18 protein-coding genes are annotated in these 26,271 nt (G+C 37.9%); 9 read left to right on the top strand and 9 right to left on the bottom strand.

Features of this window, described 5'->3' with window-relative positions; genetic code table 11:
• Positions 1-62: 62 nt before the first annotated feature.
• The 7 genes from CYTFE_RS27250 to CYTFE_RS0118825 form a co-directional block, all read right to left on the bottom strand.
• Complete coding sequence (locus CYTFE_RS27250) at positions 63-281, bottom strand: tyrosine-type recombinase/integrase (protein ID WP_052343455.1); 219 nt, start codon at positions 279-281, stop codon at positions 63-65.
• 831 nt (positions 282-1,112) lie between these two features.
• Positions 1,113-2,537: a TlpA family protein disulfide reductase gene (locus tag CYTFE_RS29000; RefSeq protein ID WP_052343301.1), complete on the bottom strand. Its 1,425-nt coding sequence runs from the start codon at positions 2,535-2,537 to the stop codon at positions 1,113-1,115.
• A gap of 127 nt (positions 2,538-2,664) precedes the next feature.
• Positions 2,665-2,961, bottom strand: a complete 297-nt coding sequence (locus CYTFE_RS32180) for a hypothetical protein (protein ID WP_044214419.1) — start codon at positions 2,959-2,961, stop codon at positions 2,665-2,667.
• A 1,946-nt stretch (positions 2,962-4,907) separates the two neighbouring features.
• Positions 4,908-5,231: a transposase gene (locus tag CYTFE_RS31275; RefSeq protein ID WP_027473093.1), complete on the bottom strand. Its 324-nt coding sequence runs from the start codon at positions 5,229-5,231 to the stop codon at positions 4,908-4,910.
• A 251-nt stretch (positions 5,232-5,482) separates the two neighbouring features.
• Positions 5,483-6,787 carry a UDP-N-acetylglucosamine 1-carboxyvinyltransferase gene (gene murA / locus CYTFE_RS0118835; protein ID WP_027473092.1) on the bottom strand — a complete coding sequence of 435 codons (1,305 nt, stop codon included), beginning with the start codon at positions 6,785-6,787 and terminating at the stop codon, positions 5,483-5,485.
• Between the two features lie 87 nt (positions 6,788-6,874).
• Entirely contained in the window at positions 6,875-7,492 is a 618-nt protein-coding gene (locus tag CYTFE_RS27235; protein ID WP_044213893.1) for a DUF4290 domain-containing protein, read from the bottom strand.
• 169 nt (positions 7,493-7,661) lie between these two features.
• Entirely contained in the window at positions 7,662-9,953 is a 2,292-nt protein-coding gene (locus CYTFE_RS0118825) for an ATP-dependent helicase (RefSeq protein WP_027473091.1), read from the bottom strand.
• A 376-nt stretch (positions 9,954-10,329) separates the two neighbouring features.
• Here CYTFE_RS0118825 and CYTFE_RS30900 point away from each other — a divergent pair, with 376 nt between their 5' ends.
• Entirely contained in the window at positions 10,330-11,589 is a 1,260-nt protein-coding gene (locus CYTFE_RS30900) for a T9SS type B sorting domain-containing protein (RefSeq protein ID WP_027473090.1), read from the top strand.
• A gap of 78 nt (positions 11,590-11,667) precedes the next feature.
• On the opposite strand, the gene CYTFE_RS0118815 is transcribed toward CYTFE_RS30900, so the two are convergent.
• Positions 11,668-13,824, bottom strand: coding sequence for an elongation factor G (locus CYTFE_RS0118815; protein WP_027473089.1), 2,157 nt, complete (start codon positions 13,822-13,824; stop codon positions 11,668-11,670).
• A gap of 396 nt (positions 13,825-14,220) precedes the next feature.
• On the opposite strand from CYTFE_RS0118815, the gene CYTFE_RS0118810 reads away from it, so the two are divergent.
• The 6 genes from CYTFE_RS0118810 to CYTFE_RS28990 all read left to right on the top strand — a co-directional run bounded on the left by CYTFE_RS0118810 (position 14,221) and on the right by CYTFE_RS28990 (position 20,725).
• On the top strand, positions 14,221-14,580 hold the full coding sequence (locus CYTFE_RS0118810) for a DUF190 domain-containing protein (protein ID WP_027473088.1): 360 nt from the start codon (positions 14,221-14,223) through the stop codon (positions 14,578-14,580).
• A gap of 171 nt (positions 14,581-14,751) precedes the next feature.
• Positions 14,752-16,359 carry an alkaline phosphatase family protein gene (locus CYTFE_RS0118805; RefSeq protein WP_027473087.1) on the top strand — a complete coding sequence of 536 codons (1,608 nt, stop codon included), beginning with the start codon at positions 14,752-14,754 and terminating at the stop codon, positions 16,357-16,359.
• Between the two features lie 290 nt (positions 16,360-16,649).
• Positions 16,650-17,135, top strand: coding sequence for an RNA polymerase sigma factor (locus tag CYTFE_RS0118800; protein ID WP_027473086.1), 486 nt, complete (start codon positions 16,650-16,652; stop codon positions 17,133-17,135).
• A gap of 29 nt (positions 17,136-17,164) precedes the next feature.
• Positions 17,165-18,211, top strand: a complete 1,047-nt coding sequence (locus CYTFE_RS0118795) for a hypothetical protein (RefSeq protein ID WP_027473085.1) — start codon at positions 17,165-17,167, stop codon at positions 18,209-18,211.
• 83 nt (positions 18,212-18,294) lie between these two features.
• Positions 18,295-19,167, top strand: coding sequence for a porin family protein (locus tag CYTFE_RS0118790; RefSeq protein ID WP_052343300.1), 873 nt, complete (start codon positions 18,295-18,297; stop codon positions 19,165-19,167).
• Positions 19,168-19,177: 10 nt separating this feature from the next.
• Positions 19,178-20,725 (top strand): WG repeat-containing protein, encoded by a 1,548-nt coding sequence (locus tag CYTFE_RS28990; protein ID WP_052343299.1) that lies wholly within the window; start codon positions 19,178-19,180, stop codon positions 20,723-20,725.
• A gap of 31 nt (positions 20,726-20,756) precedes the next feature.
• Here the strand turns inward: CYTFE_RS28990 and CYTFE_RS0118775 are convergent, their stop codons facing one another.
• Positions 20,757-22,046 carry an MFS transporter gene (locus CYTFE_RS0118775; RefSeq protein ID WP_027473083.1) on the bottom strand — a complete coding sequence of 430 codons (1,290 nt, stop codon included), beginning with the start codon at positions 22,044-22,046 and terminating at the stop codon, positions 20,757-20,759.
• Between the two features lie 406 nt (positions 22,047-22,452).
• On the opposite strand from CYTFE_RS0118775, the gene CYTFE_RS0118770 reads away from it, so the two are divergent.
• Together CYTFE_RS0118770 and polA are read left to right on the top strand one after the other, a co-directional pair.
• Positions 22,453-23,427 carry a polyprenyl synthetase family protein gene (locus CYTFE_RS0118770; RefSeq protein ID WP_027473082.1) on the top strand — a complete coding sequence of 325 codons (975 nt, stop codon included), beginning with the start codon at positions 22,453-22,455 and terminating at the stop codon, positions 23,425-23,427.
• 61 nt (positions 23,428-23,488) lie between these two features.
• Positions 23,489-26,260, top strand: coding sequence for a DNA polymerase I (gene polA, locus CYTFE_RS0118765; RefSeq protein WP_027473081.1), 2,772 nt, complete (start codon positions 23,489-23,491; stop codon positions 26,258-26,260).
• Positions 26,261-26,271: the final 11 nt, after the last annotated feature.

Raw genomic sequence — 26,271 nt, 5'->3', positions numbered from 1 at the left:
TGTAAATGCATATTGTGTTTATATCTATTATGTCGACATTTGTTTAATTATCAGTTATTGAGTTATTTATGTTCTGTAATTTGGTCTAAAGGGCTTTTTATATTTGCAAGAGATCGTTTGCTTACGTGTGTGTAAATTTCTGTTGTGGTACTCGATACATGACCTAAAAACGTTTGAATGTATCTAAGGTCGACACCATGTTCTAATAAATGAGTTGCAAATGAGTAGCGTAGCATATGTGGAGTCACCTTTTTGTTTATTCCTATTTTTACAACATCCATCTTCCGGTGTTGTGCTAAAGAGAGGATTATTTTGGGCTTTACAGGCATCAAATCATGTTTTTATATATACAAATATATAAAATCTGTTTATATGCAAGTGTTTGTAAATTCTATTTTTGTGGGGTGATGAAGTTAATCTCTGTCGTCAATTTGGAAAAAATGGTCTATACCCACCCTGTGAAAACGGCCATACCCGTTCACTTTTTTAAATCAGCTATGAATTTACAAAAAATTATTAATTCTGTTATTTACGCCTTGTATCTCCTTTAAGATCGAAGCGGTATGCGGTATGTACGATTCTACCCATAATGGCAAATTAATTAAACCTAAATCCAGAGGGTCAGCATGCTCCGTTTTTCGAAAAGCATTTGTTCGCGAGAGGGGTCAACATGCTCCGTTTTTTTTGATCACCGAGCAATATTATTCCTTCAAAAACATTTTAAGGGGTCAACATCCGCCGGAATGTCATGCTGAAAACATAACTTTAACCAACGTTTGGCAAGTAGGTCAGCTTGCTCCGGAATATCCAAGGTACAACCATTACGGTGGAAAGACTCCAAAAACGAGATTACATTCCCTTAGCTTCTATGTACAATGAAATAACTTCTTCTTTACCTTCAAGGGATAATTCGCTATTGGCTCCGCCGATCTTCGATTCCCCATGATGTAAGGAACCGCCGTATATGCTCGAATAAATTAAAATAGTATTTTAATTTATGAAGAGGAATAACGAAGTTACCCGTACTTACTTTTTATGGAGTAAAAAGTCGTGCTGTGAGAGCTTCTCCGCTAGGCTATGCGCCTAGCGGCTGGCTACTCGACTATAGGGCGTTATTCATTATTTGCCAGTTTTCTCAATCTTCTTTCTGTAAACTGTCCCCACGATGGTCGTTCTGCATTATAATCCAACAGCTGACCTTTCTTGTCAAAAATCATATAAGTTGGTACTCCATTAATTTCCATAAAATCTAACATCTTTGAACGAAATTCATTCTTAAAAACATAATGGTTTTCTTTAGTCAAGGTTGTTTTGAATACTTCGTTCCACTTTTTACTGTCTGATGCTTCAACCGATATAAATACAAAAGCAATTGGTTCATCTTTTAATTTTTCTTTCAATTTCTTGGAATAAGGCATTTCAGCAACACATGGACGACACCTTGTTGACCACAAGTCTAAATAAACGATTTTCCCCTTGTGTTCTTTCATCATCTCACTAAATGTAAGTTCTTGATTCATCGTGTCAAGTAAAATCGTATTTGCAAACTCTGGATGGAGAGGTGTTTTTATTAATCTTTGTTTTTCAACATGTTTATCCATTACTCTGTTAAATTCATCAGTTGACGGTTTATCTGAATTAAGAGTTTTAAATTTATCAACAACAAGGGTGTCATAACGACTTCCAAAATTCAAATCACTTCTAATGCTATTTAGTAATGCATAAGCCTGTGTTTGTCCTGATAAGGAATCAAACAAAATAATATGTTCGGCATCTTTGAATTTTAATGTCTCATCTATTTTGCCTAATTCTTTTGCTTTAATTCTTATCAAATAATCAATCATGTTATGGTATTCCCTTGTAGATAATTTTGAATCATCTATCATATTGGATAGTTGAGTAAATTTTTCATATTCTTTCGGTAATACAAAGTTTTCGTTCTTTTGTTTGTATCGGTTTGGATACATAACAAGCATGAGATTGAGTGTGTTCTCAGAATGCAGCTTGTAAAAATTGATAAATTCATCACTTAACTTAGAATCGTAACTTTTTAGTAATTGAATTCGTTTTTCTTTCATTCGATTCATCTCTGTGAAAAAACGTTGGGGATTTATTTTTCGTTTATTTAGTCTTGAATAGTATGCACTTTCATTGACACCATTTTTCTCAGCGTAAAATAAAAAATTATTTTTTTCGGCTCCTTCTCCGCTATAATAGATAGTATCTCCTAAAGGCTTATCAAGCTCTATTCTGTCTGAAGGCTGTAAACAAAAATCATAGTTGAAATTTCCAATACTAATTCTTCCAAAACGAATTCCTTTTATCGGTATTTCAAATGAGAATTCCGAATCTCCATCAAGTTCGGTAACATAAGTATTGCTCCTTGCTTGTGGAGGAACATTATACAATACAATCTCAATTCTATTATGTGTATTGGAATTTACTTTTCCTGTAACAATGGCAACTTCGCCTTTCTTAAGGTTTGTACAAGAAGCTAAAAGAAAGAATAAGCTAATAATAAAAAAATCTTTTTTCATTTCTATTTTATTTTTGAGTAGTTGAGTTTTTTTAATGCCTAACCGGGTAGCTTACGCCCCCTAAGAACCGTGCGTGCCAGTTTCCAAGCACACGGCTCAAGCACTTTAAAGGCTTCTCGGCGAAGAGTCACCCAGCTGTTTTTTGTTTAACATTATTACTACTTACGAATGTAGTCTTTTGTTTACATTTTTTTGCAAGATCTTCTCTCCATTTAGTCCGCTGATAAAAATACTTATCGTATTCTGACAAGTAAGGATTGGCTTTACTCTTCACTTTCACATGATACACGATCGGTATTTTGGATTTTTCTGCAGACAGGGTAAGACCTCTCTCTTTTAGAAATTCAATGACGAAGGGTTTTATTTCTTCTTCAATGATTTCTTTACTTTTGGCAGTAATTACAAAATCATCGGCATATCTCACGAAGTTTACCTTCTTGGCGTGCCATCTTGGAAACTACTTAATGATAGCTGATTCCATAGAGTTCAGTACCATATTCATCAATAGGGGTGAAATCGTGCCTCCTTATGGTGTACCTTTATGTGTTGGAAACAATTGTTTCTTTTCGATAAATTCACATCCTCCTTCATTTGCTTTCTTTCATAAGCAGGTTCCACAATATATTTTGCCATAAAGTACCAGATGGAGGTGGGCAGGCTTTAACCCGTGGTGATGTTGCCTAAGCGCAACCACTATTCAACCCATTACAGGAAGACATTCGCTTGTTCCATCCTCTCTGTCCGACATTTCCTGATGCCTTGCGGTTACGGTTTTATCCACCAATGGTGGAGAGAGTGTCGGGCTTACACGTTCCGTGTAAATGACAAATACTGTGGATTTAGGTTCATCCTGTCTGCCGGCTGATCTACATTTCCGTATGGCCTGCAGAATAAATGAGACTTAATAATGTTTTGTGTTTTCTGATAAATATTTAATATAGAATGTTTTGTGTGTATTACTCCACTTTACACCTAGTAGCTTCTTTAAGTGAATCCTTATTTCATCATTATATCCAAATTTAATAGCAACCTGTTTCTCATTCCTATAATCAAAAGAAATTAGCTTGACTTCTTTCATAAATGTAATTTGATTCTTTTAAACTATAAATTATTTTCTATTTATCTAAAAATATAAATTTTAATTAGTATTCGTTTGATGTTTGCTTTGGAAACTAAATTGTAGAGCAGGAGGCTAACACGCTGCGCGATGTAACGTTTTCTTGTTCCTCTGGAGCACCGCTAAAATATAGAGCTTTGAAAGGCTGTAATTTTTTGTACTTTATTTACAGTGTTGGTTTTTTAGAAAAAAGGCATGAAAAAAAGACCTTGAAAGATGGCTTCATGTAATGAAAAAAGGTGAAAAAAACCTCTGAAACAGCTGAATTTACCGACTTTTATAATTTTCAAATTGGTTAAAATTCAGCACGTTGAGTCATCAAAACAACTGTCCATCGTAAAGCTCTCTCGCCTACGCCGGCCCCGGGCTATTGTTCTGGCCAACCCTGCGGTCTCTTTATTGGTAATTGGGTATTTAAATGAGAATTACTCATTTATTGAGAATTACGAAATATGGTTATGGATAAATTGTAAAGACTTTCGTTATACTTGAAATTGTTACTAACAATTGAAAATATTGTTTCTTTATAGAGAGGATAACTTGATTCTTTTGATACATACCCTGCTTTTGCTGCTTATCGATATGTCCTTTTTACTCGGGAAAGTATATATTAAAAGGCCCTCATGAATAAGCTTCGCTAATTTACTCGGGAAGGCTTGTTTTCAAAGGCCCTCATGATAACTTCATTATAGTCATTGCCATAAAAAGGACCAAAAAGGTCTAGAACAATAGATCACTACCTCCCCTGCATCAACCTCCAATTCCGTCCGGCGCACACTTCCTTCCCTTCAAAACCAGCCGCACTATCACCATCACCTCAAGTGCGCCCAGAAACCCGGATGATGTATTAGAACTTCGTTATGAGCGTTGAAATGGCAATAAAAGAAGACTTTTCTGAGACGAGGCATAGCACCAGCTATGGTGAGTTGAAGAAAAGTAACGAAGTGACTTCTTTTGAAGCCATTTAAAGGCGTAATAGATTTTCTAATGCATTTTCCGGGTTATAACTTCTCGCCAACGCCGGCCCCGGGCTATTGTTCTGGCCAACCCTGCGGTCTCTTTATTGGTAATTGGGTATTTAAATGAGAATTACTCATTTATTGAGAATTACGAAATATGGTTATGGATAAATTGTAAAGACTTTCGTTATACTTGAAATTATTATTAAAATCTAATATCAACATATTTAATTACAAACTATTAGCTTCAAAGTGTCAGTGCCAAAAGTTGGGTGTAAATGTTGTTTATAGTTGTCATGCAAATATTTTTGTTAATATGAATAAAAAGAACTTTACATCAACAACACCTCTGAATTGCCTTCTGAAATCCTTTACTTTTGCATTGAAAGATTCTGCTGCAGCATTGGTACTTCTGTTATCGAAGAAATTAATGATGTTCTGAACATGAAAACGGTCGATTACCCTGATAGCCTTTGAAAAACAATTTTCAACAATTTGGTTCATGTTATTTACCATATCTAAGGTCACTTCCTTAAGCATACGTCGTTGCTCGTCAGTGAAATTTTCTTTAATCAATTTGATAATATCCGCTGCATGCGTTCCTTTAAAGATCCCCACTATGAATCCCTTTTTTCCTCTCTAGGCTTTATTGCTAAGGATTGTATATCATTCTCCATTGGATAGCGCTGTTTCGTCTATTGATAAAGAATAGCCTATATTTTGGGGATATACCAGACCATCTTCGTCATGCTCCAGTTGGTTCCAATCATTATAAGCACTCAGCTTATTCTTGTACTGGCGCTAAAAGTTACGACCATTCACGCCCAGATAAACTTCAAGACTCTGACAGCTTATGGCATTAGAATCGACTAATTTCTTTTAATTTTAGCCCCCAACTTGCGAAGTCTTTCATCAATATTTTGATACCCCCGATCTATTTGCGCAATATTTTGTATCGTGCTCTTTCCATTGGCAGACAAAGCAGCTATCAACAAGGCTACCCCAGCTCTAATATCAGGCGATGTCAATGTGGTTCCCCTCAAAGGAGTTTCTTTATTTAAGCCAATTACAGTAGCCCTATGTGGATCACATAAAATAATACGTGCGCCCATATCAATTAGTTTATCCACAAAAAACAACCTACTCTCAAACATTTTCTGATGAATCAACACACTACCTTTGGCTTGGGTTGCAATCACCAAAAAAACACTTAACAAGTCTGGTGTCAGACCCGGCCATGGCGCATCCGCAATCGTCATGATTGAACCATCAATAAAGGTTTCTATCTCATACTCATCCTGTTCTGGAATATAGATATCATCCCCTCTGCGCTCCAACTGAATACCCATTTTTCGGAATGCATCAGGTATAACACCCAATTCATCATAGGCCGTATCCTTAATAGTTATTTCAGAACCAGTCATAGCGGCCATACCTATAAAACTACCGATCTCAATCATATCGGGCAAGATACGATGTTCACACCCGCCTAAGGACTCCACCCCTTCAATATTCAAAAGATTAGAACCAATTCCTGAAATCTTAGCGCCCATACTCACTAACATCTTACACAACTGTTGCACATAAGGTTCACAGGCCGCATTATAAATTGTTGTTTTTCCTTGAGCAAGTACGGCAGCCAAAACAATATTCGCAGTACCTGTCACAGAGGCCTCATCTAACAACATATAAGTACCCTTCAAGTGTTCAGCCTCCACACTATAAAATATCTCACTGGGATTATAGTGGAATTGTGCGCCTAACTTTTCAAAGCCAATAAAGTGGGTATCTAATCTACGGCGTCCAATTTTATCTCCGCCCGGCTTTGGAAAATAAGCTTTACCAAAACGTGCTAACAGGGGTCCCATAATCATAACGGATCCCCTCAACGAAGAAGCTTTCGTTCTGAATTCCTGACTCTGAAGGTAATCCATATTAATATTTTCGGCTATAAAGGAACAGCTAGCTTTTCCAAGCCTTTTTACTATCACCCCTATATCACCCAATAAGTTTATCAAATTATTTACATCAACAATATCTGGTATATTGTTGATAATAATTTCTTCTTTCGACAGGAGAGTGGCACATATAACCTGTAGCGCCTCATTCTTGGCCCCTTGCGGGGTAATTTCACCGGAAAGCTTGTGCCCTCCTTCAATTTCGAAACAGTGCATTCATTTAGGATTAAATAATTAGCTTTTTTGTAGAACTACATTCTGTTAGCTTTGTCCACACAAATTACAAAGCAACAACATTAGGTTTTAGTTTCTTCTATCGTCGTGACGTTTAAAAGGACGCTTTTTCTTATTTCGGCTTTGAGGTTGATATCCTTGGTTCTCTTTCTGTTCAGGTATCTTCATATCGTCACTAATCTCCAGTTTCCCATCCGACATTTTCCTCATATCATTAAAAATACGCTCATCACCAGGAAAGTCCTTATTCCAAGTAATCAATGACTTCTTCATATTATTGGCAATCAACATAATTAGATGCTGCTTATGCTCACCGTCCTCCATTTCTCCTGCCTTATCAATCATATGTTCGATGGTACGTCCGTAATGACGGTATCTAATACGCTGATTATTATAGGGCATTTTCTTGGGTTTCTCATATAAAGTTTCCTTCTCAGGAAGTGCAAAAGGTGTTTCAATCTCCAATTTAAACTCTGACATAATAGCCAAATGATCCCACAATTTATGTTTAAAATCATTTACATCACGCAAATGAGGAAACATATTTCCCATATTTCCAATGATGGAGTGTGCACACTTTGTTCTTTCTTCTTTATCCTGAATGGAAACACAATGATCCACCATTTTTTGAATATGACGCCCATATTCAGGTAAAAGTAACTTTTTCCTATTCGAGTTATAATCCATAATTAATAAAAAAATCTCTTCTCTAAAATGTATATTTTGAGATGTTATTTAAAACCCTTCCTATCTAATAAGTACAAATTCTTAAATTAAATCAGTCCGGATTTTGGGGGTATTCATTCTTAATAGTGCAGTAAACATGTCAATATCATGCAGTACCATGGGCACAAATCTAACCCAAAATTTTAAATTTGGCAAATTTTAAAAGTAATTGTTTAAGTCCCGCATTTTCAAAGTCTACCGTAGCTTTTGCATTTGGCATTTGCCCTTCAACACTAACCACCTTACCTTTACCAAAGCGAACATGTTCTACGGTTACTCCCGGCTGAAGGTTACCGTTGCCTGTTCCTTTAAAGGCGGCCGACTTAGGAGCGGCTTGTTGCTCTCCAACTTTCTTAAAATTATATCCGGGTTTTTGAATCTGTTGCGATCGTCCTAATGATCTTCTCTCGGGCTGTTTAGGTGCAAATTTACCAGGTTGATCCACTATTTTAATTTGCTCCCCGGAGAACTCCACAAAAGCCTCATCTATCTCTCCTATAAAACGACTGGGTCGGCAAAAAGCTGATTCTCCATATTTATAACGTGTACGTGCAAAAGAAATGGTGGCATTATCTTCTGCTCTGGTCACTGCCACATAAAAAAGCCTGCGTTCTTCTTCGATACCCTGCTGACTATCTTTCGTCATGTTAGATGGAAAAAGTCCTTCTTCAACCCCGACAATATAAACATTCTTAAATTCCAATCCTTTGCTGGAGTGTATCGTCATCAAGGTGACTTTATTTATATCATCTTCCGATTCATTATCTTGGTCGGTCAATAAAGAAACTTCCTCCAAGAAATGAACCAGTCCTGTTTCGCCACCTTCCTCCAGTCGATTATTGGTAAACTCCTGTATTCCATTTAACAGCTCCTGGATATTTTCCTGACGAGCAATCGCTTCCGGTGTTCGGTCATGATATAATTCTTTCATCATTCCACTCTGGGTGGCAATCTCCATGACCAGGTCATAGGCCGATTGCTGATTCATAGCGGCTGAAAAACCATTAATAAGCCCCACAAATGAGTTCAGTTTTTTTTGTGTACCCGCATTAAAAAGCTGAGCCGTTTGTTCCAATGACACCATCACTTCCCACATGCTCTTACCGCTAGCTGAAGCTGCCATCTCAATTTTTTCCAATGTTGTTTTTCCGATTCCTCGGGCTGGATAATTAATGATACGCTTCAATGCCTCTTGGTCTGCGGTATTCACTGTGAGACGACAATAGGCCAGTAAATCTTTTATTTCCTTCCGCTGATAAAAACTCAGTCCCCCATAAATTTTATAAGGCATATTACCTTTTCTTAAGGCCTCCTCAAAAATACGTGATTGAGCATTGGTGCGATAAAGAATCGCAAAATCCTGAAATTCATAATGCTGCTTAAGCCTTTTATCCTTAATATCATTTATCACAATATATCCCTCTTCAATATCAGAATAGGCATTATGAATTTTGATTTTATTACCGATATCATTCTCCGAGAAAACAGCTTTTTTAATTTGCTTTGTATTTTTCTTTATAATACTATTGGCTGCATTCACAATATTTTTAGTGGAACGGTAATTTTGCTCCAACTTAAAAAGTTTATAACCAGGATAGTCATTTCTAAAATTCAAGATATTCTCGATTTTTGCCCCCCTAAAGCTATAAATACTTTGGGCATCATCACCGACAACACAAATATTACCATGTTTTTCGGCCAATTTTTTGATGATGATATATTGAGAATAGTTGGTATCCTGATACTCATCCACCATAATATACTGAAACCAGTTTTGATACTTTTGTAAAACTTCGGGATAATCGCGAAACAGGATATTCGTATTCAGCAGCAAATCGTCAAAATCCATCACACCCGATTTATAACACTGGCGCATATACCTGGCATATATCTCATATACCATACCTTTTTTTGAGGCCTGGTCCTCCATCATACGATGCTGGTCGCGTGCATAAGCGGCAGGTGTCACCAAATCATTTTTTGCAGCAGATATTCTGCCCAATACGGCTCCCACCTTATACTCCTTATCATTGAGTTTCATCCCTTTGATAATAGATTTTAACAGGCTCTTTGAATCAGCAGTGTCATAGATGGTAAACGACGAAGGGTACCCTAGTTTACTAGCCTCACTACGAAGTATTCGCGCAAAAATTGAGTGAAAGGTACCCATCCATAAGTTTCGGGCAACATCGCCCCCAACGATGGCAGCAATACGTTCCTTCATCTCCTTAGCCGCTTTATTTGTAAAGGTCAAGGCCAAAATACGATGAGGTGCTACATCTTGCGTAAGCAGATGAGCGATCCTAAATGTTAACACACGGGTTTTTCCGGAACCGGCTCCTGCAATCACCAAAGACGGACCTTTGGTTGTTACAACAGCCTCTTGCTGTGCCGGATTTAATTGCTCAAGATAATTTTGCACTAATCGTTCTTTTTTTTTAGGTATACAAAGATAACGAAAATGGTATTTGAAATGGGTACAGCAGCCATAATAATTCACCCGCCGGTATGATGATTGAATAAGATACATTTCCCAAGAGGTCATTTATGTCCCGCAAGAAATTCTACACTTCATCATCACGCATTATTTTAAAGGCCCACCAAACTTCCACAAAACATTGATATTTAAACAGTAACAACAAGCTCAAACAACCTGCCTCCCGCTATTATAAAAATTGTATTAAATACGAAGCCATACACCATGACAATTTATTTTCCCGAAAACCGTTTAATTAAATATCTTTGAAAAACATTTCTTAAAATGAAATATTATTATCCACCAATAGGAATAAATTTCGATGAACAAATTTTATAAATATCTAATTTTATCGTTGTTTTTCACAACTCTACCCATCACCGCTCAAATCATTTCAAATGGACATGGCTTCAGCCAGCAAGCGGAATATTCATCAAGCGACCTATTGTTCTTTTATACCAACATAAGCACCGCATCATTAAGCGCGACTCCTCCAAGCGGAGGAAGTAACATTACCTATACATGGGAAGCATACGAAAGCAACAGCTGGAACGAGATCAGCACAAGCAACAATCCTGATTTTTTAAATATTACAGATGGAGGCGCATACCGACTCACTGTAAAAGACAATGGTTCACCCCTTGGGCAATACGTATGTTGGACCTTTCAGCCCGAGATACTTGAAATAACCATTGATACTGTTTATAGCAATTGTAACCATCTTCAATTAAATGCAGAAACAAGCACAAAAGCACTCCTATATAGCAACCCTTCATCAGGCGAAACCTACTCAGTAAACTATCCGATAGACTACACCTGGACCTCTGATCCGGCAAGCGATCCGGCAGAAACATCAGGACAGAAACCACTGATGGATGCACCTGCCGAAGTAACAACCTATACAGTAGTTGCTTCGGCCTTTAATGGCACACACACCCTAGAAGCTGCCTATGACTTTACCGATCCAATTGCCGTTATTGCAGATTTCTCCTACAATGTGATGGATCGCGAAAACGAAAACGAATTACCCGGTAATGACAAGTATACTAATTTAACAGGTGACTTTACTGGCTCTGCCCAAGTAGTAGTATTAATCAACGACTCCTCAAAAGGGTTTAACAAAAGTTACACAGTAGACTTTGAACTATTACAAGACGATGGTGAAGAAAAACCAAGCGAAGACGGCTTGATTGAGATTATATTTGACAAGGTAGGAACCTATGCCATGACCGTTACAGTGAAGAATGACATAAGCGGTTGTTCTGACTTTGTTACGCTGGGTGATATTAAAATTGAAGAAATTGAATTACAAGCGCCCAATGTATTTACCCCCGACGGGGATGGCATAAATGATGAATTTAGAGCTGTATACCGTTCAGTAAAAGACTTCAAAATGGTCATTTTTAATCGTTGGGGTAGAAAGGTATTTCAAACCACGAACCCGGGAGAAGGATGGGATGGTAAAATTGCAGGTAAAGATGCTGCCGAAGGAGTCTACTTTTACGTGATCACCGCTACGGGCTATAACAAGGGAGAACACAGAGAACTAGAAGATGCCCTTCATTTATTTCGAGGAAATTAATACAAAAACATCCGATACAGATGCGTATCGGATGTCCTAAAAAATTAAACTAAAGAAGACTTGTTAAGTAAAAAATCACTATACCTCTTCCAATTCTCTTTCATATTCAGCCAATAGTTGTTCCTGCACATCGTGCGGAACAATTTCGTACTGAGCGAACTTCAATGTAAACATGGCTCTTCCTCCAGTGATAGAGCTGAGCGAAGTGGAATATTTATCCATCTCTTTCAATGGCACCTTGGCTTTGATCACCTCAAAACCTTTTTCACTACTCATCCCTTCAATAAGGGCTCTTCGTCCTTGCAAATCACTCATCACATCACCCATTCTGTCTGAAGGTACCTTTACCTCCACATTATACACAGGTTCCAATATTTTAGGTCCAGCATTTTTAAATGCTTCACTAAAAGCATTACGCCCGGCTAACTTAAACGATATCTCATTTGAATCTACGGCATGCATCTTACCATCATACACACATACGCGTATATCACGTGCATAAGAGCCTGTCAGTGGCCCCTCCTCCATTTTCTCCATAATACCTTTTAGTATAGCTGGTAAGAAACGAGCATCGATAGCCCCACCCACAATACAGTTATAAAACATCAGCTTACCTCCCCAAGGCAGTTTAACCTCTTCAGTAGCTCTCACATTCATTTTAAATTCCTGTCCGTTAAACCGATAACTTGTAGGTTGCGGCATACCCTCCTCGTAAGGTTCAATGACCATATGCACCTCACCAAACTGTCCGGATCCCCCGGATTGCTTTTTATGCCTATAATCAGCTCGTGCCGCTTTGGTAATTGTTTCACAATAAGGGATTTTAGGACGAATAAATTTAAGTGCTATTTTATCATTGTTCTCAATCCGCCATTTCATGGTATTCAAATGAAATTCTCCCTGACCATTCACAATGATCTGCTTCAATTCCTTGGAATATTCAACCACCAATGTGGGGTCTTCCTCATGCATACGTTGCAACACTTCTCCCAACTTCTCATCATCATGCTCATCAAGAGGCGCTATGGCTGTTCTGTATTTATGGTCCGGATACTGAATAGCTTCATACCTATAGTCACATCCCTTTTCATTTAAGGTATCACTGGTCTTGGTTTCTTTTAGCTTTACAGTAGCACCAATATCTCCGGCCACCAATTCAGCCACCTTAGTCCGGGTATTACCAGCCACACAATAAAGTTGCGAAACACGCTCTTTGGCTCCTTTACTCATATTTATTAGGTCAACACCCTCACTTAGCTTACCCGACATCACCTTAAAAAAAGACACCTCGCCCAGGTGAGGTTCAATACTGGTTTTAAAAACAAAAACAGATGCAGGTCCCTCGGAAGAACAAGTCACTTCCTGACCATCCTTGGTACGTGGCTTAGGCATCTCTGAAACAAAAGGAACAATATTACTCAGGAACTCCATTAAACGTCGCACCCCCATATCTTTACGAGCGGCCACACAAAACACAGGAAATACATCTCTGACGATTAAACCTTTGTGTATACCTGCTCTCATCTGGTCTTCATCCAGGGTACCCTTATCAAAGAACAGTTCCATTAGATCCTCATCATTTTCGGCTGCAGCTTCCACTAAGATATTATGCAGCTCGTCTGCTTTTTCTTTTTCTTCGGCAGGAATTTCAAGCACCTCAGGCTCACCACCGTCCGGTCCCCATTTATACATTTTCATTTTAAGCACATCCACAAGAGCGTTGAAACCAGCCCCTGCATTAACAGGGTATTGAATAACAACAACCTTGTTTCCAAAACTATCCTTTGCCTGCTCAATCGTTTGTTCAAAATTTGACTTTTCATGATCAAGTTGATTGGCTATAAAAATAACAGGTTTGTTATATTTTTCGGTATATCTAAAAATATTTTGTGTTCCGACCTCCACGCCCTGTGTAGTATTCAAAAGCATCAAGGCAGTATCTGTAACATTCAGCGAAGTAATGGCGCCGGTAATAAAATCATCCGACCCCGGGGTATCAATAAAGTTAATCTTTTTATCGAGCCATTCGGTATACATCACAGATGAAAATACCGAGTACCCATACTCATGTTCTACCTTATGATAATCTGAGACAGTACTCCGATTTTCTATATCGCCTCTGCGGCTGATAACACCACCCTCAAATAACATAGCCTCGGCGAGGGTGGTTTTACCCGAGCCCGAACTTCCAAGAAGGGCTATGTTCTTAATTTGATTTGCTTGATATACCTTCATAAAACATTAGAATTGCGGCTAAATCAGAAAATCAATTTTTATAGAACGTTCATTACACAGCCGCCATCGGCCGTTAAAATCACCGTAACTTCATAAATATTCGATATTGAGATTTAACCATGTTAATAATTAAGGGATTGTAGAATGTGCTTATCCTCCTTTTTCCGCTTACAGAAAAAATAAAAGTCAAATACTTAAAAAAGGATACACTCTCAAAATTAATAATATTTAAATAAGATTCAAGAAATCGGCTATTAAACTTGCCTGCCCATCCCCTCTTTTTTTTCTTTCCGTCAAGAATGAAACATTTTATCATTTTATGTTGATAGTATGCTTTATTAGTTGTAATTTGAATCGACTAAATATTTATAAATCACACAACAAATAAGATGAATTATGCTATTAGAGGGGAAAGCAAAAAAACTTAAAATAATAATCAAGGAAACAGAGAAAGTATATCAACGCACCCTGTACGAAGCCATCGTATTTGCGGCCAAAAAATATACCTTGGCCGGAACAACCATCAGCAGGGGCGTTATGGGCTACGGAGCCAATGGTTTAAGTAGCTCATCCAAAACCTTTGAGTTATCGGAAGACTCTCCTATTATAATTGAGATTATTGATCGCCAGGAACGAATCGAAGATTTTTCTAAAGTGGTGTCCGGACTTATAGACAAAGCCAATGGAGCCGGTATTATTTACATAGAAGATGTGGATATTGTTTCGTATCGCAAACATGAAGAGATAAAATCATAGTCGTAACCTTCAATCAGTAATGCTTTTACCTCGATTCAACAAAACATTGTAAAATCATTTTAAGCGCTTCCCCAAAACTATAAAAATAAAATACGCACAGACACACGCATAATATTTGAGAAATTGCCTATTGCTCATTACTTTTGGGCTGTTTAAAATTCATCAGTTCAAATGAAGTTACCGCTTATTATTGTTACCTATATATTTGTGTTCTCTCTGTCTTATGGACAAAATAACCAAGGCAGTCAAGTGCCCCGTCTGGTTATATTTTTAAATATAGACGAGCTTCGTACCGAACATCTGATCTCTTTAAGAGACAAATTTAGCCATTACGGGTTTAACCAATTGGTAAACAAAGGCACCTTTTACCATAAAGGCAATTACAATACAAACTCCTCGTTCCACGGCATCAAACGCGCTAACATGCATACCGGAAGTTACCCAAACACCCATGGTATTATTGGAGATTCCTGGTATAGCACCCGTACAGACACAGAAGAAAAATCGAGTCGTTTTATAACTGCTGACGAAGCAGTTCGACCAGACTCTGGGCATATCCAATTTGCCACACTGCACAGCACAACTATCACCGACGAGCTAAATTTATATTACAAGGGTCAATCAAAGGTAGCTTCCATTTCCTTATCGCCCCTCAACATGGCCTACCAAGGCTTCAGCGATAAAAAACTAACCTTTTGGTTTAACCGCACAACTGGCAAAATGACTTCAGCTGACACTATTGAACGACCCTGGGTAGAGAAATTCAACAGCATGAAATTTGCTGACACCTACACGCAAAGACAATGGGGACCACTTAGAGACTTAAAGAAATACCAGGAATATATTTCAAAAGAGACGGAAAACCCCAGGCACTTCATGTACGAAATGAAGACCAAAGCCAACAAAGGCCTACCCTATCAAAAAATCATCGGTTCGCCATACGGTAATGTATTAATACGCGACTTCATGGCCTCCCTTATTATTAATGAACAAATGGGAAAAGATGCCTATCCGGATATTCTGAGCATAAACCTATCATGCAAACCCTTTACACAAGGCCCCCACGAAATATTCGATGCTGAAATAGAGGACCTGCTCCTTCGCATGGATCTACAAATAGAATCCATCATTCAGTTAATCAAAGACAATGTTGGTTTAGAGCGAACCTTACTCGTCTTAAGCGCCACCCCGACCACTGGATGGCTGCCTCAGACCCTGAAAATAAATAAGCTAAACACTGGTGTTTTTAACGGAAAAAAAACTGCGGCCTTACTTAATCTATACCTGATGGCTATTTACGGCCAAGGAAAATGGGTCAAAGGATATCATGACAAACAATTTTATTTTAACCATCCCTTACTAGAGAAGGAATCCATAGACCTAAATGAGATTCAAAAAAAGTCGGCTAAATTTCTTCTGGAAGTATCTGGCATCAGCAAAACAATTACCGCTCAGCACTTAAGAGTCAATGAATATACCACTGGCATCTATCATCAGCTTCAACAAAACTACTTTTACGGAAGATCAGGAGATCTGTTTATATCGCTAAAACCGGGGTGGATAGAAGAAATAAATGGAGGACAAACCATTAAATATGAACACAACTGCTATGCTCCATTAATCTTTTTTGGCTGGAACACAAAAACAGAACAAATTTTCGAAAGTGTAAATATGATAGACGTGGCTCCTACTATTTCAACACTTCTTCAAATAACAGAACCCAATGGTTGCATAGGAGAACCCCTCAAAGAGGTAGTTCAGCAGAGCCTTCTTCCATAAACTGATCAGCCAAGCCATGAGAATTATTTCACACACAGAAGTATGAATCATTTTGGTGAGCCCATATGACCATCGAGCCCTCAAAAATTTATTCCAAAATCTAATCCAAAGATTAAATGCATCATTCTGACGAAACGCATCCACATAAAACTTTACTTTTTTTTATTACACCTGTAACTTTACTGTAACTTAGCCGTCACACCCACATACCGGAAGTGATTTTCTGGAAGTAAAAAATACAATCAAAAAAGAAAATCCATAACCGCATCCATGCTGGCTGCTTATTTTATATGACAGTAAAAGAATATAACCAGAGTGTAGAAGAGTATTCTGACAATATATACCGCTTTGTTCTAAAAAACCTTAAGGACACAGAGAAGGCGAAAGATATTGTTCAGGACACATTTGAAAAGGTATGGAAAAACCACAAGGATATCTCACCTACCAAAGTGAAAAGCTACCTTTTTTCCACGGCCTATCACACACTCATTGATTCTATTCGACGAGAAAAATACAAAGCCGAATGGGACAAGGCAGATGACAATAAGTACTTCACTACCCAGTCCTATTCTGATCTAAACGAAGTTTTACACCAAGCCTTAGATATGCTCCCGCCCGACCAAAAAAATGTAATACTATTACGCGATTATGAGGGCTATTCATACAAAGAAATTGCCGACATAACACAACTCAGCGAAGCCCAAGTGAAAGTATATATTTATAGAGGCAGGCAGTTTTTAAAAAATTACATCGGTAAAATAGAAGTATTAGTATAATACTTTGATCTTTACAAACATCAGAAGTTATGATAACATCAGCAAATTACGAAATATGGATGATTGATTATTTGGATGGGAACCTATCTGATTCTGATCAGGTTTTGCTATTTCAATTTTTAGAAAACAACCCCCATTTAAAAGAAGAACTAGTAGGCATAGATAAAATGGTTCTAAAAGCCGACGAAGTCACTTTTGATGGCGCATCCGACTTATTAAAGGCTCCAGAGGCGTATCAAGAAATGACCTACCCTGATTACATAGCCACCAAAGAACTTGAATCCGAACTAAGTAATGACGAGAAAGAATGGAAAACAACATTCCTCCAAAAAGATAAAAACCACGCTAAACTATTTTCGCTGTATGGTAAAACCATACTAAAACCAGACCACTCCATCCGGTTTCTTTTTAAAGGAAATATAAAACGCGTTGTATTGCTTCCTTCGTTCAAGCTAAACACATTTCGTAAGATGAGTGCAGCTGCAGTTATAGCTATTTTACTTTCGGTAGGAGCTTTACCATTTATCCAAAAATCAACAAATAACCTACACACCATCGTTGTAAACGACACCCCATCATTAATTTCAATGCCTAAAAACACAAAAAAAACAAGCTCTCCCCCAAAAGCTATTCATAACCCCACCAGCAAAACAGAGCTACACCATAGGCAAAAGGACACAAGCTCTGACCTGACAAATGTGGTAAAGCAACAGCCCCTAACAAAGGAAGAATATGAATTTATCCCTAAAAAAGAGATTCAGCCCTTAAAAACAAAAAGAGTAAATGCCTATGAACTTGGTTTAAATGCCATGATGCCCTTGATGATAGCCAATAATATATCCGAACGCCAAAAAGAATATTTGAACATGCAGTCGCAAGTGGAAGAAGAAAGCATACGCCTATCTAGGAGTGCCAAAGCAATAGCCGGTGGTGTCAAGGTCATCAATTTTTTATCCGGCAACGAAACATCTATGAAAAAAGTTATCAATCAGGATGGAGTTATGATCGCTTACGAAGTGCAATCAGATAATATCTCCATACGACAAAAAATAAAAAATAAACCTGTAACAAATTAGATACTGGGTCGTCATACTTTCGAAACATCCGGAAGTTTCAAAAAATAAACACTCAGTAGTTTCTTACTATAAAAATACGAATTATGTCAAAATTACATACAATACTCATTATTTTTGCGTTCCTCATTCCTATTGGAATTTTGGCACAAACAAAAGAAAAAAAGAAATCGACTAACATCATAGTTATTGATGATATAAATAACAATGCCATGATTGGTTTTCCTAATGCTAAACTGGAACTCAATGAACATAACGACACCATAGCTAAAATTACCATTGGCCGAAGAAGATGGGAATTTATAGAAAACCACGACGATACTAAAGTAAGAATGGTAAAAGTACTACGCAATAAATTTAAAGGTCATTGGGCTGGGGTTCAGCTGGGATTCAATAATTATCACGAAAGTGACCAGGTAGATTTTATGAATTTGAATTCAGGAAAATCTATGACTGTGGGTATTAATTTTTTACAATACAACATTGATTTAAGAAAAGACAAAACTAATTTTGGACTTGTAACAGGACTTGGTTGGGCGGTGTACAATTATCGTTTCGACAATGATTACTTAATTGTGCAACAAGATGGACTAACCATAGGCCAACCCACCGAAGACAGACATGTAAAAAAGAGTAAGATTGTGACTTCTTATCTGAACATACCCTTATTATTGGAGCTGCAAACACCAGAAAACTCAAATGTGCATGCATTTGTTTCGGCAGGTCTTTACGGAGGATTTCGGCTAGGATCACACACAAAAACAGTTTATTTTGGTGACGACAAAAAGAAATCAAGACAAGACATTAATATTAATCCATTTCAATATGGAGCTATGTTTCAAGTAGGTTTCAATATAATAAAGTTATACGGCACCTATAACTTTTCCTCTCTATTCGAATCCAACAAAGGGCCCGAAGTAACACCTTATACGGTTGGCTTAACACTGATAAATTTTTAATTTAGTAAGAATGAAATATCTTGTAATCATACTACTTATTACTACTTCTTCCATCATCGTCCATGCGCAGGATAAGCCTTTTTTGAAAGCGTACGACAAATATTGGGAAATAAGCGATGGCTTTTATCGGGTCATGGAAAACAGTAAGATAGGACTGGTAAATCAATACGGTGATTTAATCATCCCCTGTGAAAATGATCAGGTTTGGAATTTACAAGATAATGGAAATATAAAGGTACTAAAAGGAGGCAAGTTGGGTATCTATAACACCAACGGTGATTTAATTGTCCCAACTATCTATGAAATGATATGGGGTTTTGAAGATGGCAAAGCTCGTGTGCTTCGAAATGGAAAGATTGGTTATGTCAACCAAAACGGCAACGAATTTATTCCGTGCATATACGATCAAATCAGAGCTTTTGAAGATGGCAAAGCCATGGTACTTAAAAATGGAAAAACAGGATATGTCAACTCATCCGGACTGGAATTCATACCCGCTGTTTACCAAAAAATATGGGAATTTAAAGATGGTAAAGCCAAAGTACTGCGAAACGGGAAAATGGGTTACATCAATTCACAAGGGCTTGAAATTATACCCTGTGAATATCAACGGATAAGTGACTTTAAAAATGGCATAGCGCAAGTTGTTCAAAACGGAAAAATCTCTTATATCGACACCAATGGCAATGCTACTACCATACAAGAGGTGGATGAAGACCAAAGAGATACCGTTTTTTATAATAACAAGCAATTTAAAGAGGATGGTAAAATCATCACATCAAAAATAAAAATAGTAGATGGAGATACCACCACCTTTCATTTTTTTGGTTCAGAAGTAGATATCGTAGAACAAGAAGGCACAAAAGAATTCAGCTTTAATAAAGACGAAAGTAATTGGAACGATCAAAAAAAACGGAAATCACACAAATTCAAGGGCCATTTTTGGGGTATTGATTTGGGTTTAAATAACTTTGTAAATAACCAAAAGGAGTTTTCTCTACCGGATGGTTATCAGTACCTATCTCTTCACACTGGCAAATCCATAGAACTAAACATCAATGCCTTACAACAAAACATAGGTTTAAGTCAAGGTGTGGGATTTGTGACAGGTGTGGGATTGAACTATAATAACTACCGTTTTGACAACCCCAATATCCCAATTATAGACGAGGATGGAAATCTCAGCTCTGCCGCCATCACCGACCCTCTGGAGAAAAACAAATTAACAACCCTATACTTAAACGTACCCGTTATGTTTGAACTTCAATTTAGCAAAAGAAGGCACAGCGCCTTTTACATTTCAACGGGCGTAATAGGTGGATACCGATTAAAATCATATACCAAAATAGTAACCAAGGTAGATGGAGAAAAAGACAAAGAAAAAAACAAAGATAGCTTTGCTTTAAATGATTTTAGATACGGTGCACATGTGCGCATCGGATTTAAAGCCATTAACTTGTACGGCACCTATTACCTAAGCCAGATGTTTGAAAACGGCAAAGGTCCTGAGCTCTACCCTATCTCCTTTGGTATCTCTATATACCCCGGATCGTGGTGATGCCTACGAAAAACCAGCACTTACCTCAATGCTATTGAGGGTTATCTGCTTTAACAGAAAAAACAGCAATAATAGCCAATCCTATTAACCCGGACAAGGCTACCACAGAATATGAACCAAAAAACTTAAGTGAGCTACTAAATAAAAATGGCCCCAATGCACTGGAAAAAACAATCATCTGCATACTCACTCCCGAAATAGCACCCAAATTTTTTCTGCCGTAAAAACGAGGCCACACCACCGATGAAAGTACAGCAAACATACCACCCATAATTCCCGAACCGGCCACTAGCATATAATAACCCCACGAATGGGACAAAAATGCCAATCCCAACGAATCAATAATACCCCCCAGAATCATCACATACAAAAGTTTTTTAAGTTTAATGAAATCACTCATGGCGTTAAAAACAAAAGAAGTGATGACCGATATGATGGACATGGGTACAAAGATGGATATGGCATCTGCCTTGGTTAAGCCAACACTATCAAAAACCGATACAATATTAAATGTTAATCCAGTTACAAAATAACCATTAAAAGCCAACATCAGTCCATACATCCAGAAAGCCCTGGTGCTCAACGCTTCACCTCTTGTAAACTGTCTCCTTTCACTGTCACTCTTTTCTTTGTTATTTTTTTTCAACAAATTACCATCCGGTTTCAATCCCATCACTTCAGGCGAATCTCTGTACAACAAATAAATAACAATAGACACCAAAACCAATACCAAAGCCATTATTTGCCAAGCCTTCTGCCATCCATTACCTTCTATCAAATAATTGATCATCAGCGGAGAAATAGAAAAACCTAAAGACACGGCGATGGAACTAAAAGCATTCACCGTTCCTCTAAATTTGTCAAACCAAAGCATGATCATATTACGAGAGGCAAGCGTAAGCACCCCCTGGCCAGCAAAACGAATAAAAAAGAAACAGATGATCATCACCACAAAGGGAACCACCCAAGATTGGATGCCCAATATATTTAAAATAAATGCTGAAATAACCTGCGACTGGGAACTGATGGCCAAGGCCAGAGCCAGTCCTAAAGCCGCAAAAGTGGCCACTTTACGCGCGCCATAAATATCAAACCATCGACCAGCTATACCTAAAAGTAAAGAACTTGCAATAGTTCCAAATGCATACGCCAAACTAAATTCATTTCTATCTAAGCCCAAAGCATCTTTCACCGGGTCGGTAAAAGTACTAATGCCCATGGTTTGCCCCGGAACACTGGCCCAAACACCAAGCGTTCCAATGACAACAATAACAAATCCATAAAAGAAAAGGGGCTGTTTGGACGTTTCAGTTTTTTGCATAACACATGATCATTTAAAAACTCCAAAAATACAGAATGCGACCATGCCAAAAGGTTAAACAACATTAAATATGCTGGAAATCCATAAATAACCCCTTCCGGTGCCCACGAATACATAAAAAAAGATGCATAATTTGCAATATACTACATCACTCTTTTAATCATCCTCAATTACGTTTACACATGTTCAATATCTGTATGATTGGATATTTCACTATGGGTGGTACACAAATCTTTTATGATTAACTGATGAACATTGTTATAACCTGTTAAACGAGCAAAAGGTACAAAAAAGATCACGCATTCGAATAAATTCAATATAAAGTTGAGACATATAAACGTGTCTCCTTAAATTAATTCATTAAATTTGGACGTTTTAATCAATTAAGTTAGCGCAATACCAACATATGGCATCATCAAGTAGCATTAAACGCCCCATAAAGACTGAGATGGAGCGATTTGAGCCTTTTTTTAACAAACAGCTTAAATCCAAAATCCCTTTATTGAGCATCATCACCAATTATATACTTCGCAGAAAAGGTAAACAAATGCGTCCCATGTTGGTATTTCTTTCGGCCAAACTAACCGGTACCATTTCAGAATCTACCTACGTAGCGGCTACATTGATAGAACTGTTACACACAGCTACTCTTATTCACGATGATGTGGTAGACGAAACCTATCAACGCCGTGGCTTTTTTTCAATTAATGCTCTTTGGAAATCGAAAATAGCAGTACTGGTAGGCGATTACTTTCTATCAAAGGGTCTAATGCTGGCATTGGACACCAATCAGATTGGCACCTTAAAAGTGGTATCTACCGCTGTAAAAGAAATGGCAGAAGGAGAGTTGCTTCAAATTGAAAAAAGCCGTAAATTAGATATCACAGAAGAAGTATATTACCAAATCATCACCAAAAAAACAGCCACGCTCATAGCTGCTTGCACAACAGCCGGAGCCTATTCTGTAGACGCAGCTGATGACAAAAGGGAAATGATGAATCAATTTGGTACCTATCTGGGAATCGCCTTTCAGATAAAAGACGACCTTTTTGATTATGAAAAAAATGACCTGATCGGAAAACCTACAGGAAACGATATCCGAGAAAAAAAGATGACACTTCCTTTGATTTATGTACTCAACAACTGTGAAGTCAAAGAACGTAAAAGAATACTATCTATCATTCGCCGCTATCATAAAAACGATAAGAAAGTGGCCGAGGTCATCGAGTTTGTACGCCAAAACGGAGGGATAGAATATACCCATCGCAAAATGATTGAATATAAAAATAAGGCATTGGAAATATTAGAAAAATTTGAAGACTCTGAAGCCAAACAATCCTTAAAAGAACTGGTCGTTTTTACCACCGAAAGAAAAAAATAATAAAACCATATATTTAACCCCAATCATCGTACTTATATCTTAATTCCTTACACTTAATAAGATGGAAGAAAATAAAAAGTTATTCCTGCTGGATGCATACGCATTGATATATAGAGCCTATTATGCATTTATACGTGCACCACGTATCAACTCCAAAAAGCTCAACACCTCTGCTATCTATGGTTTTACCAATTCTTTGCTGGAGGTCATACAAAAAGAAAAACCCTCCCATCTAGCTGTTGCCTTTGATCCTGCAGGTCCAACTTTTCGTCACGAAATGTATAAACCCTACAAAGCACAACGTGAAGCAACTCCTGAAGACATTAAATTGGCCGTTCCATATATCAAAAGACTGTTGGAGGCCCTGAATATTCCAATATTGGAGGTATATGGTTATGAGGCCGACGATGTGATTGGCACCATCTCACACAAGGCAGACAAAGCTGGCTTTGAAGTGTTTATGATGACACCCGACAAAGACTATGCTCAACTGGTAACAGCTAATGTGAAGATGTTCAAGCCCCGCAGTAAAGGAGGTGGTATGGATATATTGGGTATACCTGAAGTACAAGAAAAATTTGCCATTGAAGAACCTATTCAAGTAATAGATATATTAGCTTTGATGGGTGATGCCTCCGACAATATTCCGGGCTGTCCTGGTATTGGTGAAAAAGGTGCCAAAGATATCATTGCCAAATACAAAAGTATCACTGGAATCTATGATCACATAGATGAATTCAAAGGAAAAAGAAAAGAAAACCTGATCAATTTTAAAGAACAGGTGGAGCTTTCTTATACACTAGCAACCATCAAACTAGATGTACCCATTGAACTGAATGAAAAAAACTTAGAAATATCAGAACCGAATCCGGAAAAACTGATGCCTCTACTGGAGGAATTGGAATTTAAAAGTATGATGCCTCGTTTTGGTTTAGCTTCGGCACCCGCTGCTATGCCAGCCCAAGGCGACCTATTTGGTCAGCCCCAAGTGGCAGAAACAACTGCCTTTTCCTCCTCACTAAAGACCATTGAAGACCTACCCCATCAATATTACCTTGTTGACAATGATCAAGCCTACGCCTCATTGGCCGCTGAACTAAGTATTCAAAAAGAATTCTGCTTTGATACCGAAACCACTAGCTTAAATACGGGTATTGCAGAATTGGTTGGCATTTCCTTTTCCTGGAAGAAGGGAGAAGCCTATTATGTTCCGTTTCCTGAAGAACAACAACAAGCAATATCTTTGGCGCAACGTTTTAAAAAAGTACTGGAAGATGAAAACATCGTTAAAATAGGCCAGAATCTGAAATATGACATCCTCGTTTTAAGAAACTACGGCATTCATGTAAAGGGAAAAATATTCGATACCATGGTCGCACACCACTTGGCATTTCCCGGACAGAAAAATAATATGGACTTTATGGCTGAGACCTATTTGGGATACACGCCAGTTAAGATAGAATCACTAATAGGCAAAAAAGGAAAAGGTCAGTTAAATTTTCGCCATGTAGAACTAAACAAAGCCAAAGAATATGCTGCCGAAGATGCAGATATCACCCTACAGCTAAAAGAATACCTGGAACCCAAAATAAAAGAAGCCGGTCTGGATGAACTTTTTTACCAAACTGAAATGCCTTTGGTTTTGGTACTCGCCCAAATGGAAGCCACAGGAGTTCAGCTAGATGTAGATGAATTAAATCAATTTGCTACAAAACTAAACGTACGAATAACAACGCTCGAAAAAGATATTATAGAAATGGCCGGGATGGAATTTAATGTAGGCAGTCCCAAACAAGTAGGCGAGGTGTTATTTGAACATATGAAAATTGATGCCAAAGCCAAGAAAACGAAATCAGGACAATTCAGCACCAGTGAAGAAACCCTGACCAAACTAAAAGGCAAACACAATATTATTGATAAGATTCTTGAGTTTAGAGGCTTAAAAAAACTACTAAATACCTACGTTGAGGCCTTGCCTCAATTGGTAAATCCGAAAACAGGTAAAATACATACCACCTATAATCAGGCAGTGGTGGTAACAGGAAGACTTAATTCAACAAACCCAAACTTGCAAAACATACCCATTCGCGACGAAGATGGAAGAGAAATACGCAAGGCATTTATACCCAGCAACAATGACCATGTTTTTCTGTCTGCCGACTACTCCCAGGTAGAACTTCGTTTGATGGCCCATTTAAGCCAGGACAAGCAATTGGTAGAAGCCTTTAATAATGGTGAAGATATTCATGCAGCTACCGCCGCTAAAATATTCAAAGTATCCTTAGATGAGGTTACCTCGGATATGAGACGAAAAGCCAAAACAGCTAACTTTGGTATTATTTACGGAATATCAGCCTTTGGATTAGCGGAGCGTTTAACCATTTCACGCAGCGAAGCCAAACAACTAATTGATGGATATTTTGAGAACTTCCCTGATGTAAAAGCCTACATGGACAAAAGTATAGAAATAGCCCGTGAAAATGGATACGTAGAGACTGTCTTTGGTAGAAAAAGGAACTTACCTGATATCAATTCGCGAAATGGTGTGGTACGTGGAATGGCCGAACGCAATGCCATCAATGCGCCTATACAAGGAACAGCTGCCGATATCATCAAGATGGCTATGGTGAACATACAAGCCGAGTTGGATATACGAAAGCTCCAATCACAGATGATTTTACAGGTACACGATGAATTGAACTTCGATGTTTTAAAAAGTGAACTGGAAGAAGTCAAGGAAATTGTGAAAACAAAAATGGAGAATGCTTGTAAGCTATCGGTGCCACTATCAGTAGATATGGGCGTGGGAGCCAACTGGCACGAAGCACACTAGGGCGACCATAC

This window comes from Saccharicrinis fermentans DSM 9555 = JCM 21142, from assembly GCF_000517085.1.
GTDB classification, from domain to species: Bacteria; Bacteroidota; Bacteroidia; order Bacteroidales; family Marinilabiliaceae; genus Saccharicrinis; species Saccharicrinis fermentans.
This window is presented reverse-complemented; position numbering and strand designations above follow the sequence as displayed.